The 18,728-nt window shown below is 38.1% G+C and carries 18 protein-coding genes and 2 pseudogenes; 14 read left to right on the top strand and 6 right to left on the bottom strand.

Annotated elements, in window-relative coordinates:
• The first annotated feature begins 6 nt into the window (after window positions 1-6).
• The 3 genes from M3226_RS24165 to ppc all read left to right on the top strand — a co-directional run bounded on the left by M3226_RS24165 (window position 7) and on the right by ppc (window position 4,771).
• Window positions 7-456, top strand: coding sequence for a CoxG family protein (locus M3226_RS24165; protein WP_251571196.1), 450 nt, complete (start codon window positions 7-9; stop codon window positions 454-456).
• A 135-nt stretch (window positions 457-591) separates the two neighbouring features.
• Window positions 592-1,839 (top strand): cadherin-like beta sandwich domain-containing protein, encoded by a 1,248-nt coding sequence (locus M3226_RS24160; protein ID WP_251571195.1) that lies wholly within the window; start codon window positions 592-594, stop codon window positions 1,837-1,839.
• 172 nt (window positions 1,840-2,011) lie between these two features.
• Entirely contained in the window at window positions 2,012-4,771 is a 2,760-nt protein-coding gene (gene ppc / locus M3226_RS24155) for a phosphoenolpyruvate carboxylase (protein ID WP_251571194.1), read from the top strand.
• 231 nt (window positions 4,772-5,002) lie between these two features.
• On the opposite strand, the gene M3226_RS24150 is transcribed toward ppc, so the two are convergent.
• Window positions 5,003-5,182 carry an alpha/beta fold hydrolase gene (locus M3226_RS24150; RefSeq protein WP_251571193.1) on the bottom strand — a complete coding sequence of 60 codons (180 nt, stop codon included), beginning with the start codon at window positions 5,180-5,182 and terminating at the stop codon, window positions 5,003-5,005.
• Between the two features lie 189 nt (window positions 5,183-5,371).
• Here M3226_RS24150 and M3226_RS24145 point away from each other — a divergent pair, with 189 nt between their 5' ends.
• From M3226_RS24145 to M3226_RS24125, 5 genes and pseudogenes are all read left to right on the top strand, one after another.
• The gene (locus tag M3226_RS24145; protein WP_251571192.1) at window positions 5,372-5,815 is read left to right on the top strand and encodes a helix-turn-helix transcriptional regulator; all 444 of its coding nucleotides are present in this window, start codon (window positions 5,372-5,374) and stop codon (window positions 5,813-5,815) included.
• Entirely contained in the window at window positions 5,796-6,371 is a 576-nt protein-coding gene (locus M3226_RS24140; protein ID WP_251571191.1) for a hypothetical protein, read from the top strand. The genes M3226_RS24145 and M3226_RS24140 overlap by 20 nt, the downstream gene beginning before the upstream one ends.
• 412 nt (window positions 6,372-6,783) lie before the next feature.
• Window positions 6,784-7,557, top strand: coding sequence for a coiled-coil domain-containing protein (locus tag M3226_RS24135; RefSeq protein ID WP_251571190.1), 774 nt, complete (start codon window positions 6,784-6,786; stop codon window positions 7,555-7,557).
• Between the two features lie 194 nt (window positions 7,558-7,751).
• A pseudogene (locus tag M3226_RS32840) lies at window positions 7,752-7,880 on the top strand (C40 family peptidase); the annotation flags it as partial.
• A 313-nt stretch (window positions 7,881-8,193) separates the two neighbouring features.
• Window positions 8,194-9,027, top strand: a complete 834-nt coding sequence (locus tag M3226_RS24125) for an undecaprenyl-diphosphate phosphatase (protein ID WP_251571189.1) — start codon at window positions 8,194-8,196, stop codon at window positions 9,025-9,027.
• Window positions 9,028-9,067: 40 nt separating this feature from the next.
• Here the strand turns inward: M3226_RS24125 and M3226_RS24120 are convergent, their stop codons facing one another.
• Window positions 9,068-9,877, bottom strand: coding sequence for a glycerophosphodiester phosphodiesterase (locus M3226_RS24120; protein ID WP_251571188.1), 810 nt, complete (start codon window positions 9,875-9,877; stop codon window positions 9,068-9,070).
• A gap of 232 nt (window positions 9,878-10,109) precedes the next feature.
• Here M3226_RS24120 and M3226_RS24115 point away from each other — a divergent pair, with 232 nt between their 5' ends.
• Window positions 10,110-10,214 (top strand): YjcZ family sporulation protein, encoded by a 105-nt coding sequence (locus M3226_RS24115; protein ID WP_251571187.1) that lies wholly within the window; start codon window positions 10,110-10,112, stop codon window positions 10,212-10,214.
• A 71-nt stretch (window positions 10,215-10,285) separates the two neighbouring features.
• Window positions 10,286-10,375, top strand: a pseudogene (locus M3226_RS32835) (YjcZ family sporulation protein); the annotation flags it as partial.
• Between the two features lie 128 nt (window positions 10,376-10,503).
• On the opposite strand, the gene M3226_RS24105 reads toward M3226_RS32835, so the two are convergent.
• The 3 genes from M3226_RS24105 to M3226_RS24095 all read right to left on the bottom strand — a co-directional run bounded on the left by M3226_RS24105 (window position 10,504) and on the right by M3226_RS24095 (window position 13,559).
• Window positions 10,504-10,926, bottom strand: coding sequence for a YkvA family protein (locus tag M3226_RS24105; protein WP_251571186.1), 423 nt, complete (start codon window positions 10,924-10,926; stop codon window positions 10,504-10,506).
• 149 nt (window positions 10,927-11,075) lie between these two features.
• Window positions 11,076-12,779 carry an AAA family ATPase gene (locus M3226_RS24100; RefSeq protein ID WP_251571185.1) on the bottom strand — a complete coding sequence of 568 codons (1,704 nt, stop codon included), beginning with the start codon at window positions 12,777-12,779 and terminating at the stop codon, window positions 11,076-11,078.
• Between the two features lie 519 nt (window positions 12,780-13,298).
• Window positions 13,299-13,559, bottom strand: coding sequence for a hypothetical protein (locus tag M3226_RS24095; RefSeq protein WP_251571184.1), 261 nt, complete (start codon window positions 13,557-13,559; stop codon window positions 13,299-13,301).
• Window positions 13,560-13,824: 265 nt separating this feature from the next.
• On the opposite strand from M3226_RS24095, the gene M3226_RS24090 reads away from it, so the two are divergent.
• From M3226_RS24090 to M3226_RS24075, 4 genes are all read left to right on the top strand, one after another.
• A complete protein-coding gene (locus tag M3226_RS24090) occupies window positions 13,825-15,405 on the top strand; it encodes a peptide chain release factor 3 (protein WP_251571183.1) in 1,581 nt (526 codons plus the stop codon).
• A gap of 186 nt (window positions 15,406-15,591) precedes the next feature.
• A complete protein-coding gene (locus M3226_RS24085; protein WP_251571182.1) occupies window positions 15,592-16,068 on the top strand; it encodes a hypothetical protein in 477 nt (158 codons plus the stop codon).
• A 319-nt stretch (window positions 16,069-16,387) separates the two neighbouring features.
• Window positions 16,388-17,134, top strand: a complete 747-nt coding sequence (sigI, locus tag M3226_RS24080; protein ID WP_251571181.1) for an RNA polymerase sigma factor SigI — start codon at window positions 16,388-16,390, stop codon at window positions 17,132-17,134.
• Entirely contained in the window at window positions 17,131-18,339 is a 1,209-nt protein-coding gene (locus M3226_RS24075; RefSeq protein ID WP_251571180.1) for an anti-sigma factor domain-containing protein, read from the top strand. The genes sigI and M3226_RS24075 overlap by 4 nt, the downstream gene beginning before the upstream one ends.
• Before the next feature lie 69 nt (window positions 18,340-18,408).
• Here the strand turns inward: M3226_RS24075 and M3226_RS24070 are convergent, their stop codons facing one another.
• A complete protein-coding gene (locus M3226_RS24070) occupies window positions 18,409-18,612 on the bottom strand; it encodes an alpha/beta-type small acid-soluble spore protein (protein ID WP_098528563.1) in 204 nt (67 codons plus the stop codon).
• Window positions 18,613-18,728 lie beyond the last annotated feature (116 nt).

Here is an 18,728-nt window from a genome sequence, read left to right as displayed (position 1 = left end):
ACAAACATGCCAAGTGAATTGCAACATGTAGAACTAGATATCCCGATTGAAGTCGTATGGGACTTTATTCGAGATGAAAATAATTGGGCACCGCTTGTTCCAGGTTATATTCAACATCAAAAAATAAATGACCGGCAAATTATCTGGGAGTTTAAAAGTGATCTCGGGATTATGAAAAAAAAGGTCACTTTGTTAATTGATATTAAGGAGTGGGATGAACCTAGCAAGGTGAGCTTTGAATTACGGCGGAAAAACGAAAAGTATCTCGGGGAGGGGTACTTTGAAGCCAAAGCCTTAAACAGGCAAAAAACCCGGCTGACAGGGTTTCTAGATATAAATGCAACAGGACCAATGGGAACGCTGGCAAATACCCTTTTTAATAAGGCAGTTAATCTCTCCGATGAAGAAGTAGCTGCAGCGATTTCTTCTAAACTTGAAGAATTTAGTAATAAGTAGATCCTATGCTGTAATACCTCTATGAGGGTAAATATTTAACACTTAATGCACCTCTTTTAAAAATTAAGATAATCTTAAGCCTCCGGTGGTAAAGTTAGTCCAAAATCACTTAGTAAAAAAGTGGGAGGATTAACAATGTTAACAAAAATACCCAAAAAGGGCCTAAACGCTGTCCTTATTGTCTCGCTACTCGGTCTTGGAACGGGTTATAATTTGCCAACCGCCTATGCGGAAGAGACTGTAACTCAAGTAAGCCAAACTGCCAATACTCTCGCAAAATTAGAGATCGAAGGTGTTAAGCTGGATAAAGATTTCACATCAGAGATTAATCAATATTCAGCTACAGTAGAAAATGAAACGAACTCCATTCATATTCTAGTGGAAGGCAGTAATACCAATTCGATCATTAGCATTAATGACAAAACGATCACAAGTGGAACGGCAGAAGAATATGCACTACAATCCGGACAAAATATCTTTCTTATCACCGTTAAGGATAGCAGCACCAATTTAACTAACACCTATACTCTAACTGTAATCAGAGAGCAAAATAGCAATAGTCAACTTCAAAATATTAAACTATCAACAGGGAAACTATCTCCTGCATTTTCTTCGACCGTGACAGAATATAATGTGGATCTTCCTAATGCACAAACGATTACGGTGCTGCCAGCAGCTGTAGAAAAAACGGCAGTAGTCGAGGTTAATGGTGCCGAAGTGACAGAGAAAGGTGTACCGGTTAATATTCCTGTGGGGAAATCTGATATTCTTATTGTGGTAACAGCTGAAAATGGATCAAAGTTAAGATATACTATCCATGTGGAACGCCAAGATACTTCGTCAGGAAAAGGTACCAATTCAGCACAAACTGGAAGCGGCAGTTCTACAGAAATTGGAAACAATGGATCATCAGCACCAAGCGCAAATAATGGGTCTGTATCAAATGAAAACAGTGGTACAGTACAAACTGGGAGCAGCGGTTCAGCGAAGAGTGGACGCGGACTCGGCACACAGACTGGCAATTCTTTTTTAGGACAAGGTAACACCACAAACCAAAGTGCATCTTCCCAGCAGGGGGCATCAGCAGCAGTTGAAAAGACCAGTAATGCTACCCTTTCAAAGCTAACTGTTTCTACGGGAACCTGGGACAGCTCATTTACTTCAAGCGAGTATACCTATCATATAGCCGTTTCAAGTGATATCAAGACTGTTAAGATTAATCCGACGGCAAGTGACAGCAGTTCTGAAATTACCATTGAAGGTGGAACTAGTAAAACGATCCAGTTGGACGACGACAATAAAACAGTCATTTCTGTCAGAGTAACCTACGACGACACTGATCGGAAAACTTATGTACTAGTTATTGATAAAGCGGATAGTTAGTGGGAAACCTATTTTAATAAACGAAATAAGCCTAAGATAGTACCGCTTAGGTTTATTTTTTTTAGAAAAGATAGAAAAATGAAACAAAAAACTTAACATGATTTGAAAAGATATGTTATATTTATATATAAAAAATTTAGTGAATCTTTTGAATTATGGGGAAGGTGATAGAATGACAACAGAATTGAAAGTAAATGACAGCAGTCTTCCATTGCGTCGGGATGTGAAATTATTAGGGAAAATGCTTGGTGATATACTTGTCGATCATGGCGGGCCCGAGCTTTTTGATAAAGTTGAAAAAATAAGACTCATGTGCAAAACACTTCGGGAGCATTTCGACGAAGGAATTTATCAGGAATTAAAGGCAGAAATTGCAAGCCTAGATTCACCAATACGTAAACATGTCATTCGTGCATTTTCAATGTATTTCCATTTGATAAATGCCGCGGAGCAAAATCACCGCATTCGAAGACGGAGACAATACCAGCTTGAGGAAGGAAATATCGTTCAGCCTGCTTCTATTGAGAGTGCCATTCTAAAGTTTAAAGAACATGGTATAAGTGAAGATATTATTCAGAAAGTCTTACACACATTGTCTTTAGAACTTGTTATAACTGCCCATCCAACCGAGGCTACCAAACGCTCCATTCTTGAGATACAGCAGCGTATTGCGGTCATTTTGAAAAATCTCGATCATCCGCTTTTAACGACTAGAGAACAGAAAAAGCTCGAGGACAATCTATTCAACGAGGTAGCAATCCTTTGGCAGACAGATGAATTACGTGATCACAAGCCGACAGTGCTGGATGAAGTACGTAATGGACTCTATTATTTTGACCAAACCTTATTTGACGTACTTCCTGAAATTCATCAGGAAGTAGCAGAGTGCCTTGAAAGATATTATCCAAACACTTCTTGGAATGTTCCTAATTTCCTTCGTTTTGGATCATGGATTGGCGGAGACCGTGATGGCAATCCGAACGTAACAAGTGATGTTACTTGGGAGACACTCCAAAGACAGCGGAGAGTTGTATTAAAGAAATATAAAAATGTTTTAGTCGACATCATGAAACGATACAGCCATTCTACAACAAGGGTGAACGTAAATCAGGAAATTCTTACATTCCTTAAGGAAAAAGAAAATTTATACTTAACCGATGATAAAAAGTGGCCAAATCATACAGAGGTATACCGTCGTGTTGTAGCGGTGATTATTGAACGCGTTAAGCAGGTAGGTAAATCCAAGATTGGATACAAATCAGCAGATGAATTACTGGCTGATTTAAAAATGATTAATAGGAGTTTAAAAAGACATCATCCTAGTGATCATGAGTTAAGGACCATCCAAAAGTTAATTAGACAAGTACAATTATTCGGCTTCCACTTGGCGACACTTGATATTAGAAACCATAGCGGAGAACATGAGGCAGCGATCACAGAAATCCTCCGTAAAGTGAGAATGACCGAAAATTATGCAGAACTTCCTGAACAGGAAAAATTACAGCTATTACAAAATATCCTAATGGATCCACGTCCACTATTATTGTTGAATGAGGACTATTCAGCAGAAACACAAGAAATGATTAAGGTTTTCCAAATGATAAAATCTGCACATGAGGAGTTTGGCAAAAATGCAATTTCCGTCTATCTTGTGAGTATGACGAGATCCGCAAGTGACTTATTAGAAGTACTTGTATTGGCAAAAGAGGCTGGTCTCTACCGTCTTCATGCGGATGGTACACTTGAAAGCCACCTAAATGTTGCACCGCTTTTAGAAACAATTGATGACTTAACAGCGGGTCCAAAAATTATGGAAACCCTTTTTGAAATGCCGATCTACCGGAAGCATCTTCAAATCTTAGGGGATCAACAGGAAATCATGCTTGGTTACTCTGATGGAAGTAAAGATGGAGGAACCTTAACAGCCAACTGGAAACTGTATAAAGCCCAAATCGAAATTCATGAGTTGGCGAAAAAATATCAGATTGGTCCTAAATTTTTCCATGGCCGTGGTGGATCATTAGGACGCGGCGGCGGTACCTTAAATAAGAGTATCCAGTCACAACCGGCGGAAACTATTGGTGATGGTGTAAAAATTACTGAGCAAGGGGAGGTTTTATCTTCTAGGTACTTGCTTGAAGATATCGCTTATCGCAGCTTGGAGCAAGCAACATCCACCCTTCTTCTTTCAGCGACCCTTTCTTCTCAAAAAGAGCGGGGAACACTACGTGAAAGTGCTTGGGAAGAGGCCATTGAGGAAATTTCTGGGTATGCATTATCTAAATATCAATCACTTGTCTTTGGTGACCCTGATTTCCTTACTTACTTTAATCAAGCCACACCGTTAAAAGAAATCGGAGACTTAAACATTGGTTCAAGACCAATGAGCCGTAAAAATAGAGGTCGCTTTGAGGATTTAAGGGCAATTCCATGGGTTTTTGCTTGGACGCAAAGTCGTCAATTAATTCCGGCTTGGTATGCTGCAGGTACAGGTTTGGACAGCTACGTATCGCAAAGCGAGGAAAATCTGCAGTTATTACAGCAAATGTACGCAAAATGGCCATTCTTCCAATCAACCATTGATAATTTAAACATGGCCCTAATGAAGGCAGACATCACAACGGCCAAAGAATATTTAACACTTGTTGAAGACAAAACCATGGCCGAAAGAATATTTACGAATATCCTTGAGGAATATGAGAAAACAAAAGCCATTCTCCTCAAAATAACTGGAGATAGTGAATTACTCGACCATTCGCCGAACATCAAAGAATCAGTATACAGACGGAATCCTTATGTTGATCCGTTGAACTTTTTACAAGTTGAACTGATTAAAGAGCTACGGAAGCAGGAAGAGCCAAATGAAGATGTATTAACGCAAGTTCTCCTTACAATTAGTGGAATTTCCGCAGGACTCCGTAATACGGGCTGATCAAAATGAAGAAGGCCATAAATTCCTAAAGCAAGGAGTTTATGGCCTTTTTATTGTTAAAAGGAAAATTTATGAACATTTTATGAATTTTTTAAAAGTGAATGGCTACGCATTCGTTTTTACGCGTATTTGGACAAAGATCGAGATTTTCACGTGATATATTTTAGCCATAGAAAATTAAGGTAGTGAATATGTGAGTGCTTCCGATTTCCAGTTCCTATAATAATCCAATTAAGTCTGATGAAAAGTTGGGAATAGAAATACCATCTGTTCTTGTGCAACCCCATGGCCGTGTAAATCGGGAATAATCCATTCAAATTGATCTGCTAATTCAAACTGGTTACTCCATCCTTCTTTGACATCCCCTAAACCCTGAATGAGGACTAATGGTTCCCCTTTACCCAAATGCAAGTAGGGCACACCTAACTTCTAAACATAGCCATTTCCAGCTTACACCACCTTTTCCAATTTTAATAGGTCTAAAGCCAGCGTCAGTAAATTGTAAACACCTAAATAGTAATTTTTATTTATATTTATTTTAAATATTGCAAAATATAACCCATAGGTGTAAAATACATATAGGTGAGGTGATGAGGATATATGGTAAACCAAGATAACCAATCAGTCAATCCATCCAAAAATTTTGTACTGCCATTTATTTTATTGCTTCTTAGTAAAGTATCCCTTCATGGCTATGAACTTAGCCAAAAGCTAGAAGCATTCGGTTTTAAGACTCTTGATCAAGGGAACTTATACAGGATGCTAAGGCAGCTTGAAAAGGATGAACTTGTTTCATCTGTATGGGATACAACAGGCAGCGGGCCGGCAAAAAGAAGATATTCAATCACAAAAGCTGGGATTACATACTTAAAAGGATATGCTAACCAACTCGAGACGTATCAATCCATCCTAGATCAATTCTTCAAGATGTATTCTAGTTTACTTGAGCTCTATATTCCTTCATTTCAGATGAAGGATCCAATAGAGAAAGTTAATAGCACTAGCACTAAGAGGAGGAAGAAAGATGGTACAGAAGAAAAATGAAACGGTTCCTGCTGAAGAACTAGTTGAATCGATACCTGTAGGTTCATTTGTTACAACTTTTTGGGATCAGTTTGAACAATCCAGTGAGCGTGCAAGACAGCTAAGAGAAAACCAAGAAGATGCTTATTTTAATGCTGTAAGAGAGGTTATTAAATTCAATAAGCAATACCGTAACTCCCTTGCATCATTATATGAGCAAGCGAGAACGACAAATAAAGACGTGGTTTCTGAAGTGGTGCAACAAATTAATGCGGTCGTAGATAAAGATGCCGTTGCTTCAGAAGACCGTGAAGAGCTTAAAAACCAGTTTAATGAAGTTTCTGAGCAATTGGAAAAATTAGCGTTAACACCAATTCGATCCTTTTTCCATATTATCGATCAATTAGAAGATAGCTTTGAAAAGAATGCAGAAACTGGAATTGCTTATAACCGTGAAAGTCGAAACGCATGGCGTGAAGTACGTAGGGAATATGCTTATAAAGCACGCAATACACATTTAGATTTTTTAGAGCGTAGTAAAAATAGCTTCAAAGAGCTTGTTAAAACTCGTTTATAATATGTTGGTATAAGAGGGAAATAACATCATTGTTTTACATAAAATCCTTATTTAACGCTAAACCACATTCTCTTTTGATTTAATTGGAGATTGTGGTTTTTTTGTCGGTTCCACCACATGATATTTGACCGAATGAATAAAATGGGTCCATATTTTCCTTTTGAAATATAAAGGTCATATATTTATAACTTATTTGAGGGATTAGATGATATACTTCTAATTTAAATGAAATAGGATGATATTGGGAAATGTTTGTGAGATTAAGCTTACATTTTGTTTAATAAGGAGAAAAAACCAAGATACATAGAATCTTGTCAAATGTGCGAAAAGGGCAAATACATATTAACCAATCTTCAATGAGGTAATTCGGTTAATCTAGTAATTTGAAAAATGATGAAGGAGGGAAAATAAGATGAAAAAGAGACTTACAGTGCTAAGTACAATCATCATATTAGTGATTAACAGTATATCTTCCCTCCCAGTCGTTCAAGCAGAGAAAACAAGCCTTAAGGATGTCCAGGAGAAGCGTACAGGGATCCAGTCTGAGATAACAAACACTGACCAGGAAATTTCTCAAGTCCAAGATGAATGGAATAAGTTAACAGAACAAATAAAAAGGGTTAACCAGGCAATTATTGATAATAACAACATCATTGCCCAAACGGAAGTAAAAGTACAGGCATCTCAAAAGGAAGTATTCGGGCTAGAACAAGAAATAAATGTTATTAAGGATAGTATCGATCAGCGCAATGAAATACTTAAAAAACGAGCCCTAACCTTACAAGAAAGTGGCGGAAAGGTCAAATATATCGAGGTTATTTTGGGCTCTTCCAGTTTTGAAGACTTTGTGGGGCGTCTTCATGCTGTGGCGGCCATGGTGCAAGCAGTTCAAGACCTTGTTAAACAGTATGAAGAAGACCAGGAAGCTGTAGTAGTAAAACAAGCTTCTGTAGAAAAAAAGCTAAGAGATTTAAAAACAATGAAAATAGAGCTTGAAGGGATGCAGGCACAAATTTTAGAACAAAAGGAAGAGAATAATATCTTAAAGGAAGAATTGAAACAGCAAGAGCAAGAAAAACTCTCTCAAAAGTTGGAGTTACAACAGCAAGATCAGTGGCTTGCATTGAAAGAGGCGGGGCTTGAGGGTGTGGACCCAAATTCTATTACGACGAGTTCAACACTTTAACATGTAACAATTCCTACCGCTTCTAATGAAACGATAAATACTGTCATTCATGTTGGCGAAAAGTATATAGGAAATTCAGTCTATGTATTTGGTGGAGGGAGAAATGTCAATGATGTTGCAGATTTGATTGTTCTGGGTTTGTTGCAGGGGCATTTTCACAAGCGGGTATAAAAGTCGCAGCCTAGACGGATATATTGAAAAACTTAGGCAAAAGGGTTTCGTATAGTGAAGCACAGCCTGGTGATCTTGTTTTCTTTGATACTTTTAAAATAGACGGCCATGTCGGAATTTATCTGGGTAACGGGAAGTTTATAGGTTCACAAAGTAGAACAGGAATTGCGATTGCTGATATGACACACAGTTATTATCTGAATAAATTTAACGGACGGGTAATGCGAATTATTAATAACTAGTAAATTAAAGAGGAAGTGGCGGTTAAAGCCATTCGATGGTATTTTCTTTTAAACAAACGTAAGGTGCTGATGTGGCAGAAACAACGCCACATTTTATTTTTTGCCCGCTGTTTATCAATATATGAAAATATTAGAGTTGCTTATAGTTCCAGTTAATTAGTAAAATAAAAAGTATGCTTGTCATAATTTTTCATTTATCTAGAAGTTAGGGGCGTTTTACAATATGGGTTTAATTATACTGATCAAAGCCATTATCTTAGGCTTGGTGGAAGGATTAACAGAATTTGCCCCCGTTTCATCAACAGGACATATGATTATCGTTGATGATATGTGGTTAAAGTCTGAAACCTTTTTAACTGCTCATGGAGCTAATACCTTTAAAGTAGTTATCCAGCTTGGATCAATCTTGGCAGTGTTAGTTACCTTTAAAGACCGTTTTATCGACTTATTAGGACTGGGCAGATTCACAAAACAATCAGCGCAAAAACAAAGTCGCCTTAAGCTAACCCAAGTTATTGTAGGCCTAATACCGGCGGGTGTATTAGGGGTACTGTTTAATGACTATATTGATGATCATTTATTCTCCACGGGGACAGTTTTAGTTGGATTAGTGATTGGCGCCATCCTTATGATACTTGCTGATGCATTTGGTTCAAAAAATCCAAGAACACAAACGGTAGATCAGGTTTCCTATAAACAAGCTTTTTTGGTTGGACTTTTTCAATGCTTCTCGCTTTGGCCGGGTTTTTCTCGCTCTGGCTCAACTATTTCAGGCGGAGTTTTAATGGGAATGAGTCATCGTGCGGCTGCTGACTTTACCTTTATCATGGCCGTACCAATAATGGCTGGCGCTAGTTTCCTCTCCTTATCAAAGAACTGGGAATATATGACGGTCGAGGCATTGCCGGTCTTTATTGCTGGATTTATTAGTGCTTTTATCTTTGCGTTAATCTCGATTCGGTTTTTCCTAAAGCTCATTAATAAAATTAAGCTTCTGCCATTTGCCATTTATCGAATTGTATTAGCTTTAATTATCTACTTGTTATTCTTAACATAAATGATTGGGCAGCTCTCTTTAGGGAGCTGCTCTTTTAGTCTTAGAGAAAATCAGGAAAGTCACAAATCAGCCCTTCAACATGATAATCCCTTAAAAGGTGTACTTCCTTTCTTTTCTTAACGTTCCATATAAAAGTTTTAAAGCCATGTTGATGGATTCTGCTGATAAGCCGCCTGCTTACCATAGTAATTTTGGGGTTGACAAAGGAAGCATAGCTTGAATATGAAACCAATTCTTGATTAGATATTCCTTTACCGGTGTATCTTTTTACTAGGACTCCGATTTGGATGGAAGGTACTAGTTGATGAAATTTCTTTAATGAATACTGGTCAAAAGATTGAACAATCACTTGTGGTCCTTCTAAGTTTGTAAGTCCTCTCTTTAGTAGTTCATTCGCAATTTTTTCTTCAATTCCCGGGTAAAGGGAAGGATTCTTTATCTCCAGCAATATTCCGACTTTACCGCCAAACCCATCTAGAAATTCCCCTAAAGAAGGAATTTTTTCACTACTAAACCGAGAATCAAACCAGCTGCCTGCATCCAATGCTTGAATTTCTTTTAAGGTAAAATCCTTCACTTTTCCTTTACCATTCGTTGTACGATTAACGGTTGAATCATGGATGACCACCAGCTCGCCATCTTTTGTCATCTGGACATCCATTTCCAGAAAATCCACTCCAAGGTGAAGTGCTCGATGAAAAGAAGCAAAGGTATTTTCAGGGCAGTACCCGGCTGCTCCTCTATGGCCGATTTTTAAAGGAGAACGGGATTCGGCTGCGCTTTTGATATTCATACTTTTTCGGCTTAACGATAAATAGAGCCATCTCCAAATAGCTTTGGTAAATTTCAATATGATTTCCCCCATCGCCTTTTTGTGAACATGGTAAGAAAAACATAGTAAATTGTCAACTAGGTATCAGCTGACGTGGTTGCCGCAGCGTAATTGGACAAATATAGATAGTTGAAAATAGTCTATGTACAAAGAATGGGCTTATTCAATAAGCCTAATATGGATATATGTTTATCGCACATCTATAACTAGGTGAATAGGATATATGGAAATCGAAAAGGAGGTAATGTAAATGTCTGGTGCAGTAGGTGGCTATGGCGGCGGATTTGCCCTGCTAGTCGTATTATTCATTTTACTAATTATTATTGGAGCTTCTTGGGGCGGCGGATTCTATTAATATAAAAGGGAGGAAATAAAATGTTTGGATATGGTGGATTTGGTGGCTACGGCTATGGTGGCTGTGGCTACGGTGGATATGGATTTGGCGGCGGATTTGCATTAATCGTCGTTTTATTTATCTTATTGATAATTGTTGGTGCTGCTTGCTTTAGATGGTAGTTAAAACTTAGAGTGCTTTATTAACTAGAAAGAAGGGCTTGCTGATTTTTAGAGGTAGCAAGCACCTATTCTATGGAGATTTAAACGCCTTAGTGTTAATTAGATTTCTAACTAGTCAACCCGCTAGGTTAATCCAGCGGGTTTTCTAGTGGAATCGTATTCGAACTTTTCCATTGCTCAAATTGGTCAAGTTCTTTCGATAACTTTTTTAATGTAAAACCAATCACAGCAGCGTCATCGAATATACCGAGACCAATAATAAAATCAGGAACTAAATCAATCGGGGAAATAAAATAAAGCAGGGCGCCAATTATCGTAACGATGGTACTTGGTTGAACATTCTTATACTCACCTTTAGTATAAGCTTTTACTAAATCAACAAATAACTGCAATTTATCCCAGGCATCTCCTAGATAACCTTTCTTCTCTGTTGCTTTATGGATCACCTTATTCAGTAAATCCATTAATTTTTGCGGATTTCCAAGGAATTCTTTTGCATTTTTCATATAGTTAGACTGCTCTTTTTCAATTAATTCATCATTACTGTACATAGGGTTCACTTCCTTTAACGGAATTCAAGCTTAGTTTACCACCAAAATAAAAATTCATTAGATATTTACCACGAAAACACAAAAGTAAAACCAGGTGCAGTGAGTGCACCTGGTTTTATTATGCAAGAACAAGTTGTTAAGCTTTTAGGTTAACCTGCAACAATTGCTTCCACTTCAGATCCTTCTAAAGTTTCTTTTTTTAATAAGGCATCGACTAATTGTTGATACTGTTGTTGATGATTATTGATCAAGGATTCTGCTTTTTCTAATCCTTTTGCAAAAAGTTCCTGCATTTTGATTTCTTTGTCCTGCTTGTTAAAAATTAGAGTAAACCCATCCTGAAGCATTCCAATGTCGACCATGTGTTCAATAAGCTGTTTAGCCTGCTGTACGTCACCGCTCACGCCGATACTATGTTCACCCAATAACAATCTCTCAGCAACACCACCGGCTAAAACCATTGCCACACGGTCAAGCAAGTCACTAGTTGTTGATAAATGGAGCTCTTTTGGAATCGGCGCTACATAACCAAGCGCCTCACCACGAGGAATAATCGTTGCTTTTCTAACTGAACCTGGTTTGGTTAAGGAAGCAACAATCGCATGGCCAGCCTCATGAATGGCAACCCTGCGTTTTGTATCGAGATCCTGTAGTGATCGAGAAGTACTTCCTAAAATCGTCCGGTCCAGTGCATAATCCAGGTCTTGTTTTGTAATTACATCTTGGCCATTTCTAACTGCACGTCTTGAGGCCGTTTCAAAAAGAGACTGCAGTTCTGCACCGGAGAACCCAGAGGTACTTTCTGCTAAGTCATCAAGGGAAGCAAAGACATCTTCTGCAAGTGCTTTTCCCTTCGTATGAATCTCGATAATTTCTCTTCTACCCTTTGTATCAGGCAGAGATACATGGAAGGAGAAGTCAATACGGCCAGGACGAAGGAAGGCCTCATCAAGCATATCTTTTCTATTTGTAGCTGCTATAAATAGAATACCGTCATTAGATTGACCGCCGTCAAGTTGAACAAGTAGTTCTGTTAAAGTTTTTTCTGCTTCTTCGCCGCCATGAGCTTTACGCTTTCCTGCAAGTGCGTCCACTTCATCAATAAAGATAACGGCAGGTCCCTGTTTACGTGCTGCTTGAAACAGGGAGCGAACTCGGCTTGCTCCAACACCTACAAACAGTTCATTGAATGCCGAACCGCTAGCAGAGAAGAAGGACGCATCTAACTCTCGTGCCATTGCTTGAGCTAATAAAGTTTTACCAGTCCCTGGAGGTCCGTATAAAAGAATTCCTTTAGGCGGTTTAATTCCCAACTTTATTGCTCGTTCAGGTTCTTTTAAAGTAGATAATGTCTGCAAAATTTCCTCTTTCATTTCAGCTCCAAGTCCGCCTACCTCATTTAAACTGATAGAAGGAAGGGGGCGTGACTTGGCAACACTATTTTTCATCGAATTATGAAGGCCAAAACCGCCCTTTGTTTTTTGTAAGGCAAAAGCAGCACCCGCAAGTAAAACCATCACACCGCCCATAATCCATTTACCGTACCTGCTGCTGGTCGTATAGGTGTAATCAATATTGTACTTTTCAACAAGTTTTTCAATCATTTGACTGTTCGGCGGAATATGAGAAACATATTCATTTTTGCCTGCTTTCAGATAAAGGCTGCCGTCAGCTTGTTCAGTCAGGACAACAACCTTTCCATTTTGAGCCTGGATCGTTTTCTCAACAGATGAGAAAGGAATCGAAATTTCATTATGAGAAGTTTGGATATACCAAATAATACCTGATATGACTATAATCAACGCTGTAATCAGCGGAATAAACTTTGAAACTAGCTTTTTACTTTCATTCAATTCTCTTCATCTCCTCTAAAAGAGTTATATATTTCATTATAAGGGCATTTCCAGAAAAATGGATGTGGGAATCGGTGGAAGAAATCGAGCATATCGATTTACGCTTATATAAAAGTGCAAGCGCATTGGTCAGCCCCGATATAGGGCGACTTGTCGACTGGCCGGCGAAAGCAGGGTCAAAGACTAGTCGCCCTTAATGCGTACAGAAAGCGATAGCTTTCTGTAGCCAAGCACAAGACGAGCCGTCCGAAAGGTTGCTCTTTAACCTTTTGGACGGATTGACCTAACTGTGGAGGCAACTGCCCTGGGACTCTTGGCTAAGACGGCTCCTGTAAGAAGGCGGTTTTTGCCTTCTTCAGGGGATGGCTAGACTTGCGTCCCAAGGAGCTGAAACTGGATAAGCTTGTGACCCCGCGAGGCTAGGCGCTGGAGCTGGACAATTCACTAGATAATAACTTTATTCTTTCTTACCTAAAAATAAAAACACACAGTCCTAAACAGGAAAGTGTGTTCTAGACTTTAGGATAATAAGCGGAGTTGTGGAATAATTGGTGTAAGCACACTTTGAGCTAGTGTGCCAATACTCTTTCCGACAGATGCCTCCTTGCTCCATTTAAAGACATGAACCTTTTCTTCCTTAGTTTCATACAAAAATAAGAGTTGGTCCCCTTCTTCGGCAATGCCTATTTTGTTATATGAAATTTTATTTTTTTTAAGCACGATTTCGAAAGCTTTATGTAATAGGTCTAAGGTTTGCGGGTCAACAGACTGATTTTGCATAGTTCCTCCCAAGGAAAACAAATAATTTTCATAAATACCATTATAATCCTTTCAACTCTATCATAAAAGAAAAATCATCAGTAAACACTCGATATATTGCAAAGTTGGCGTTTGCGAGATAAGATTGAAGTTATGGAAAAAAAATTCTCGCTAAAATAGGCAAAAGCTGCCGGGATTAGTGAATGGTTTCCTTCACCCTAGTAGGGAGGGAATTCAACTTTATTTAGAGGAAGTATGATTTCTTTGTCAAAGAGAGGAAGACAAGATGGGTAACAATTTTAAGGAAGAAGTATTATCACGCCGGACATTTGCGATTATCTCCCACCCGGATGCTGGTAAGACAACATTAACAGAAAAATTATTATTATTTGGCGGAGCCATTAGAGATGCTGGTACGGTAAAAGCAAAAAAGACAGGGAAGTTTGCTACGAGTGACTGGATGGAAATCGAGAAACAACGGGGTATTTCTGTTACGTCCAGTGTCATGCAATTTGATTACGATGGTTTTCGGGTTAATATTCTTGATACTCCAGGACACCAAGATTTTAGTGAAGATACGTACAGAACACTTATGGCAGTTGACAGTGCAGTGATGATTATTGACTCAGCAAAGGGGATTGAGGAACAGACACTTAAGCTGTTTAAAGTATGCCGCATGCGCGGGATTCCTATATTCACATTCATTAATAAGCTGGATCGCCAAGGGAAAACACCGCTTGAGCTTCTTGCCGAACTTGAGGAAGTCCTTGGAATTGAATCCTATCCAATGAACTGGCCAATCGGAATGGGGAAAGAATTCCTGGGAATTTATGACCGTTTTCATAAAAGGGTAGAACAATTCCGTGTAAATGATGAGGAACGATACATTCCTCTAACTGAAGATGGGGAAATTGCTGGGGATCATAAACTAAAACAATCAGGTCTATACGATCAAACTCTTGAGGAGATATTACTTCTTAATGAAGCAGGTAATGAGTTTTCAGCTGAAAAAATAGCTGAGGGGACTCTAACTCCAGTTTTCTTTGGAAGTGCCTTAACGAATTTTGGTGTTCAAACGTTTTTAGAGTCTTACCTGCAATTTGCACCACCGCCAAAAGCACGTCAATCATCCATAGGTGAAATTGATCCATTAGCAGAACAATTTTCGGGGTTTGTATTTAAGATTCAAGCAAATATGAATCCTGCTCACCGCGACCGCATTGCCTTTGTGCGTGTTTGCTCTGGTAAGTTTGAACGTGGAATGACGGTTAATATACCTCGATTAGGAAAACAATTAAAGCTTTCCCAGTCGACATCTTTCATGGCAGAAGAACGAAATACAGTCGAAGAAGCCGTAAGCGGTGATATTATTGGATTATATGATACAGGTACTTATCAAATTGGTGATACCTTAACGACTGGTAAAAACGACTTTCAATATGAGAGGCTGCCACAGTTCACTCCAGAATTATATGTCAGGGTTTCGGCTAAAAACGTTATGAAGCAAAAATCCTTTTATAAAGGTATTCAACAGCTTGTTCAGGAAGGGGCTATTCAGCTCTTTAAATCTGTTAGGATGGAAGAATATTTATTAGGGGCTGTAGGTCAGCTTCAGTTTGAGGTATTTGAGCACAGGATGAGAAATGAATACAATGCCGAAGTATTAATGGAGCGTATGGGTTCAAAAATTGCCAGATGGGTTGAAAATGAGACAATTGATGAAAACCTATCGAGTTCAAGAAGCCTTCTGGTAAAGGATCGATATGATCATTATGTGTTCTTATTTGAAAATGACTTTGCATTAAGATGGTTTCAGGAAAAAAATCCTAACGTTAAACTGTATAATCCCATGGATCAGCACGAATAGACGGAAAAAAACAGCGGTATGGCTCCGCTGTTTTTTTTTTGATTCCAATCATTTTAAAGTGAATTTGCATAAATTGGAAAAACGCTGGAAATTTTTTAGCGTTTTCTCGTTAATTTTACAAAGTAATGGATATGCTAAGTGGAGAAGTTTTTCTTCTTAGATGCCATAATGAAACGGGATAGTAAAATGAAAAAAATGAGCAAATTGGAAGCGGTTTTGTGGAATATTGCATTCCCTGGTTTCACCCAATTATTGACAGGACAGTATATTAAAGGGGTATTATTTGTTATATTAGAGTTTATTATGAATGTTAATAGTCATTTTAACCGGGCTATAATGCACAGCTTCCTAGGTGAAATTAGGCAGGCTGAAATGGTGGTTGACTATCAATGGCTTATGTTTTATCCATGTATTTATATGTTTTCGATGTGGGATGCATATCGATTTGCAATGCCAGCCGGTGAAAAGTATTCTTACTTGCCTTTTGTTTTTGGAGCTTACTTTGTCACAGTTGGATTAATGGTTTCACCGAAGGTAACTTTTTTTAGTATCCATCCGGGGCCCATTTTTTTACCAATGATTTTCCTCATTCCGGGGTTACTTGTTGGTGGAATAATAAAACGGATTTTAAAATTATGCGATAAAAATGATATCGTGAATTGAAAGCTTTAAATCATGAATCTGATTTAAAGCTTTTTAATTTTTCTATTGGGAAAAATATTTATCTTCGGACCCCCAGAAACTAATCTTTAATCAACGTAACTATGTATTAAATGCCTACGCAAAATTTATTCACGTGAAGAAATTGAAATAGAGAGGGGAAATTAATTGGACTAAAAATTAATCGAAATAACAAAAGAGGAACTAAACAATAAACCGGAAAAGACAGCCATTAGGGCGTTTTTCTTTTTCGATATGCTTATTCCCTATAAAGTCTTAAGTACTATATGTATGTTATAATGGGACGAATAGAGGTGAGTAAATGCTAAGTTTATTGTTTATGACCAAGCAGAAAAAAAGAACTCTAGAAGAGACGGTTCTACTTGTCCAACAAGGGGACCAAGAGCTATTAAATCAATTAATTGATTCCTATAAGCCCTTTATTGCTAAAACTGTTTCTTCCGTATGCAGACGTTACATTTATGAATCGGATGATGAATTTAGTATTGGACTTATTGCATTTAATGAGGCAATTGAAAAATATTCAGCAGACCGAGGAAGCTCTTTATTAAGTTTTTCCGAAATCATTATAAAAAGAAGAGTAATAGACTATATTCGTAAACAAACCAAAAATCAACATATTAGTATTGATATTACTAATCCCTTACAAGAGGAAGAATCGCCGGGAACTGTGGTTGTGAATGAACTTTCCCTTGATGAGTTTCATAAGAAGAATGACGAGCAATTAAGGAAAGAGGAAATACTTCACTTCCAAAAAATGTTAACCTTATTTGATTTAAGTTTTAGTGACTTAGTGGAAAATTCACCAAAACATGCTGATGCTCGGAAAAGTGCGATTCAAACAGCGAAAATACTGGTAGCTAATCCAGAGTTAAAAAAGATATTACTGGATAAAAAGCGTCTTCCCATTAAACAGTTAGAAACAAGAGTCAATGTGAGCCGAAAAACGATTGAGAGAAATCGGAAATATATCATTGCGGTTTCACTTATATTATCTAGTGATTATGTCTATATGAAGGATTATATAAAGGGGGTGCTGGATATATGAAAAAAGGAATTATCATGGAAATAGACGACGCTTTCATAACGCTATTAACCCCCGAAGGTGAATTCTTACGGACCAAAAAACAAGATCAAATCTATATGATTGGCGAGGAAATACATTTCTTTCCAATGACGAATGTTCAAACAAAGAAATCATTATTATTATTTTTATTCTTATTAAAGAATATTTTTACTTCTCGAAGCGTCTTGGTCGTAATAGCTGCCCTAATTATTTCGATTGGTTCCTTCCTTCCACTGTATCAAAATAATAAAGCATACGCGTATATGTCTATTGATGCAAACTCAAGTATAGAACTTGGTTTGAATAAGAAGATGCAGGTTGTTAAATTAACAGGCATCAATAAAGCGGGTAAAGAGGTAATATCAGAGCTTAAGAATTGGAAGAAAAAAGATGTTTCAAAAATTACTCAGTCCCTTTTAGCTGAAATGAAACAAGCGGGTTTGTTAGAAAAGAAGCAGCCTGTAATTATTTCAACTGTTCCAGCGGAAGAGCAGGATGAGCAATCTGAAAAGGATCTTCAAAAGACTTTAGATGAATTAAAAGCGTTGGCAGGCAAGCAAAAGCTGGATATGACCGTGTTAAAAGCAACCCAGGAAGACCGCAAACAGGCACAGAATCGTGGTATTTCCACTGGTAAATATCAGTACCAAAAGAAAGGAAAAGAGAAGAAAAAGAATGCGGGCCAGAAAAATGTTGCCGCTCCTTCACGCCAACTAGCAATAATTTCACCGAGACAGCAAAAGAAATTGGTTGATAACCAAAATGATAAAAAAAATTCTGACGCTCAAATTATGCCTGGGGATAAGAAAATCCCGCCAGGTCAACTTAAAAAGGTTGAGAATCAAATCATACCAAACCACGGGGATAACAAACAACAACAGCCGAAGCAACAACAAACCACACAACCGGCTAAACAAACTCCGCAGCTGCAGGTTGAACAACAGCCGAAACAGCAGGCCAAACAACAGCCGAAACAGCAGGCCAAACAACAGCCGAAACAGCAGGCCAAACAACAGCCGAAGCAACAACAAACCACACAACCGGCTAAACAAACTTCGCAGCGGCAGGTTAAACAACAGACGAAACAGCAGCAACAGGCCAAACAACAGACCAAAAATCAACCAAAAGCAAAAAACTCATCAGTAAATACTGCCAACCATCAACAAAGGTCTAAACAAAAGGAATAAAAAAATAATAGTCATAAGAATAAGTAAAAGTCCGGTGTCAAACCCGGACTTTTTTCCATATCTATTCAATTATTGGTTGTTAAATTGCCCAGATAATTCGGCTTGCGCTTGTTGGACTAATCTTTTAGTGATTTCTCCGCCCACAGATCCATTTGCTCTAGAAACAGTATCTGAGCCTAATTGGACCCCAAATTCTTGAGCGATTTCATATTTTACCTGATCCAAGTATTGCTCGATTCCAGGTACCAATAATTTATTGCTGTTATTTGCCATTGTTTTCACTCCTTTGTCATAGAGAAATTGATACTTATCTTGTTAACTTTTTAGCCTATCGCCACTTTAAAGTGGGTGTCTTTGGAACATTTTAGAATTTAGAGGATTGTAAGACT

The organism is Neobacillus cucumis (assembly GCF_023715505.1).
This window is presented reverse-complemented; position numbering and strand designations above follow the sequence as displayed.

Excerpts from the sequence above, each read along its gene's own strand:
- M3226_RS24165 (WP_251571196.1), top strand. The coding sequence starts at position 7 with ATGCCAAGTGAATTGCAACATGTAGAACTAGATATCCCGATTGAAGTC.
- M3226_RS24090 (WP_251571183.1), top strand. The coding sequence starts at position 13,825 with ATGGGTAACAATTTTAAGGAAGAAGTATTATCACGCCGGACATTTGCG.
- M3226_RS24145 (WP_251571192.1), top strand. The coding sequence starts at position 5,372 with ATGGTAAACCAAGATAACCAATCAGTCAATCCATCCAAAAATTTTGTA.
- M3226_RS24140 (WP_251571191.1), top strand. The coding sequence starts at position 5,796 with ATGGTACAGAAGAAAAATGAAACGGTTCCTGCTGAAGAACTAGTTGAA.
- M3226_RS24135 (WP_251571190.1), top strand. The coding sequence starts at position 6,784 with ATGAAAAAGAGACTTACAGTGCTAAGTACAATCATCATATTAGTGATT.
- M3226_RS24085 (WP_251571182.1), top strand. The coding sequence starts at position 15,592 with ATGAAAAAAATGAGCAAATTGGAAGCGGTTTTGTGGAATATTGCATTC.
- M3226_RS24160 (WP_251571195.1), top strand. The coding sequence starts at position 592 with ATGTTAACAAAAATACCCAAAAAGGGCCTAAACGCTGTCCTTATTGTC.
- M3226_RS24095 (WP_251571184.1), bottom strand. The coding sequence starts at position 13,559 with ATGCAAAATCAGTCTGTTGACCCGCAAACCTTAGACCTATTACATAAA.
- ppc (WP_251571194.1), top strand. The coding sequence starts at position 2,012 with ATGACAACAGAATTGAAAGTAAATGACAGCAGTCTTCCATTGCGTCGG.
- M3226_RS24125 (WP_251571189.1), top strand. The coding sequence starts at position 8,194 with ATGGGTTTAATTATACTGATCAAAGCCATTATCTTAGGCTTGGTGGAA.
- M3226_RS24075 (WP_251571180.1), top strand. The coding sequence starts at position 17,131 with ATGAAAAAAGGAATTATCATGGAAATAGACGACGCTTTCATAACGCTA.
- M3226_RS24115 (WP_251571187.1), top strand. The coding sequence starts at position 10,110 with ATGTCTGGTGCAGTAGGTGGCTATGGCGGCGGATTTGCCCTGCTAGTC.
- sigI (WP_251571181.1), top strand. The coding sequence starts at position 16,388 with ATGCTAAGTTTATTGTTTATGACCAAGCAGAAAAAAAGAACTCTAGAA.
- M3226_RS24105 (WP_251571186.1), bottom strand. The coding sequence starts at position 10,926 with ATGTACAGTAATGATGAATTAATTGAAAAAGAGCAGTCTAACTATATG.
- M3226_RS24070 (WP_098528563.1), bottom strand. The coding sequence starts at position 18,612 with ATGGCAAATAACAGCAATAAATTATTGGTACCTGGAATCGAGCAATAC.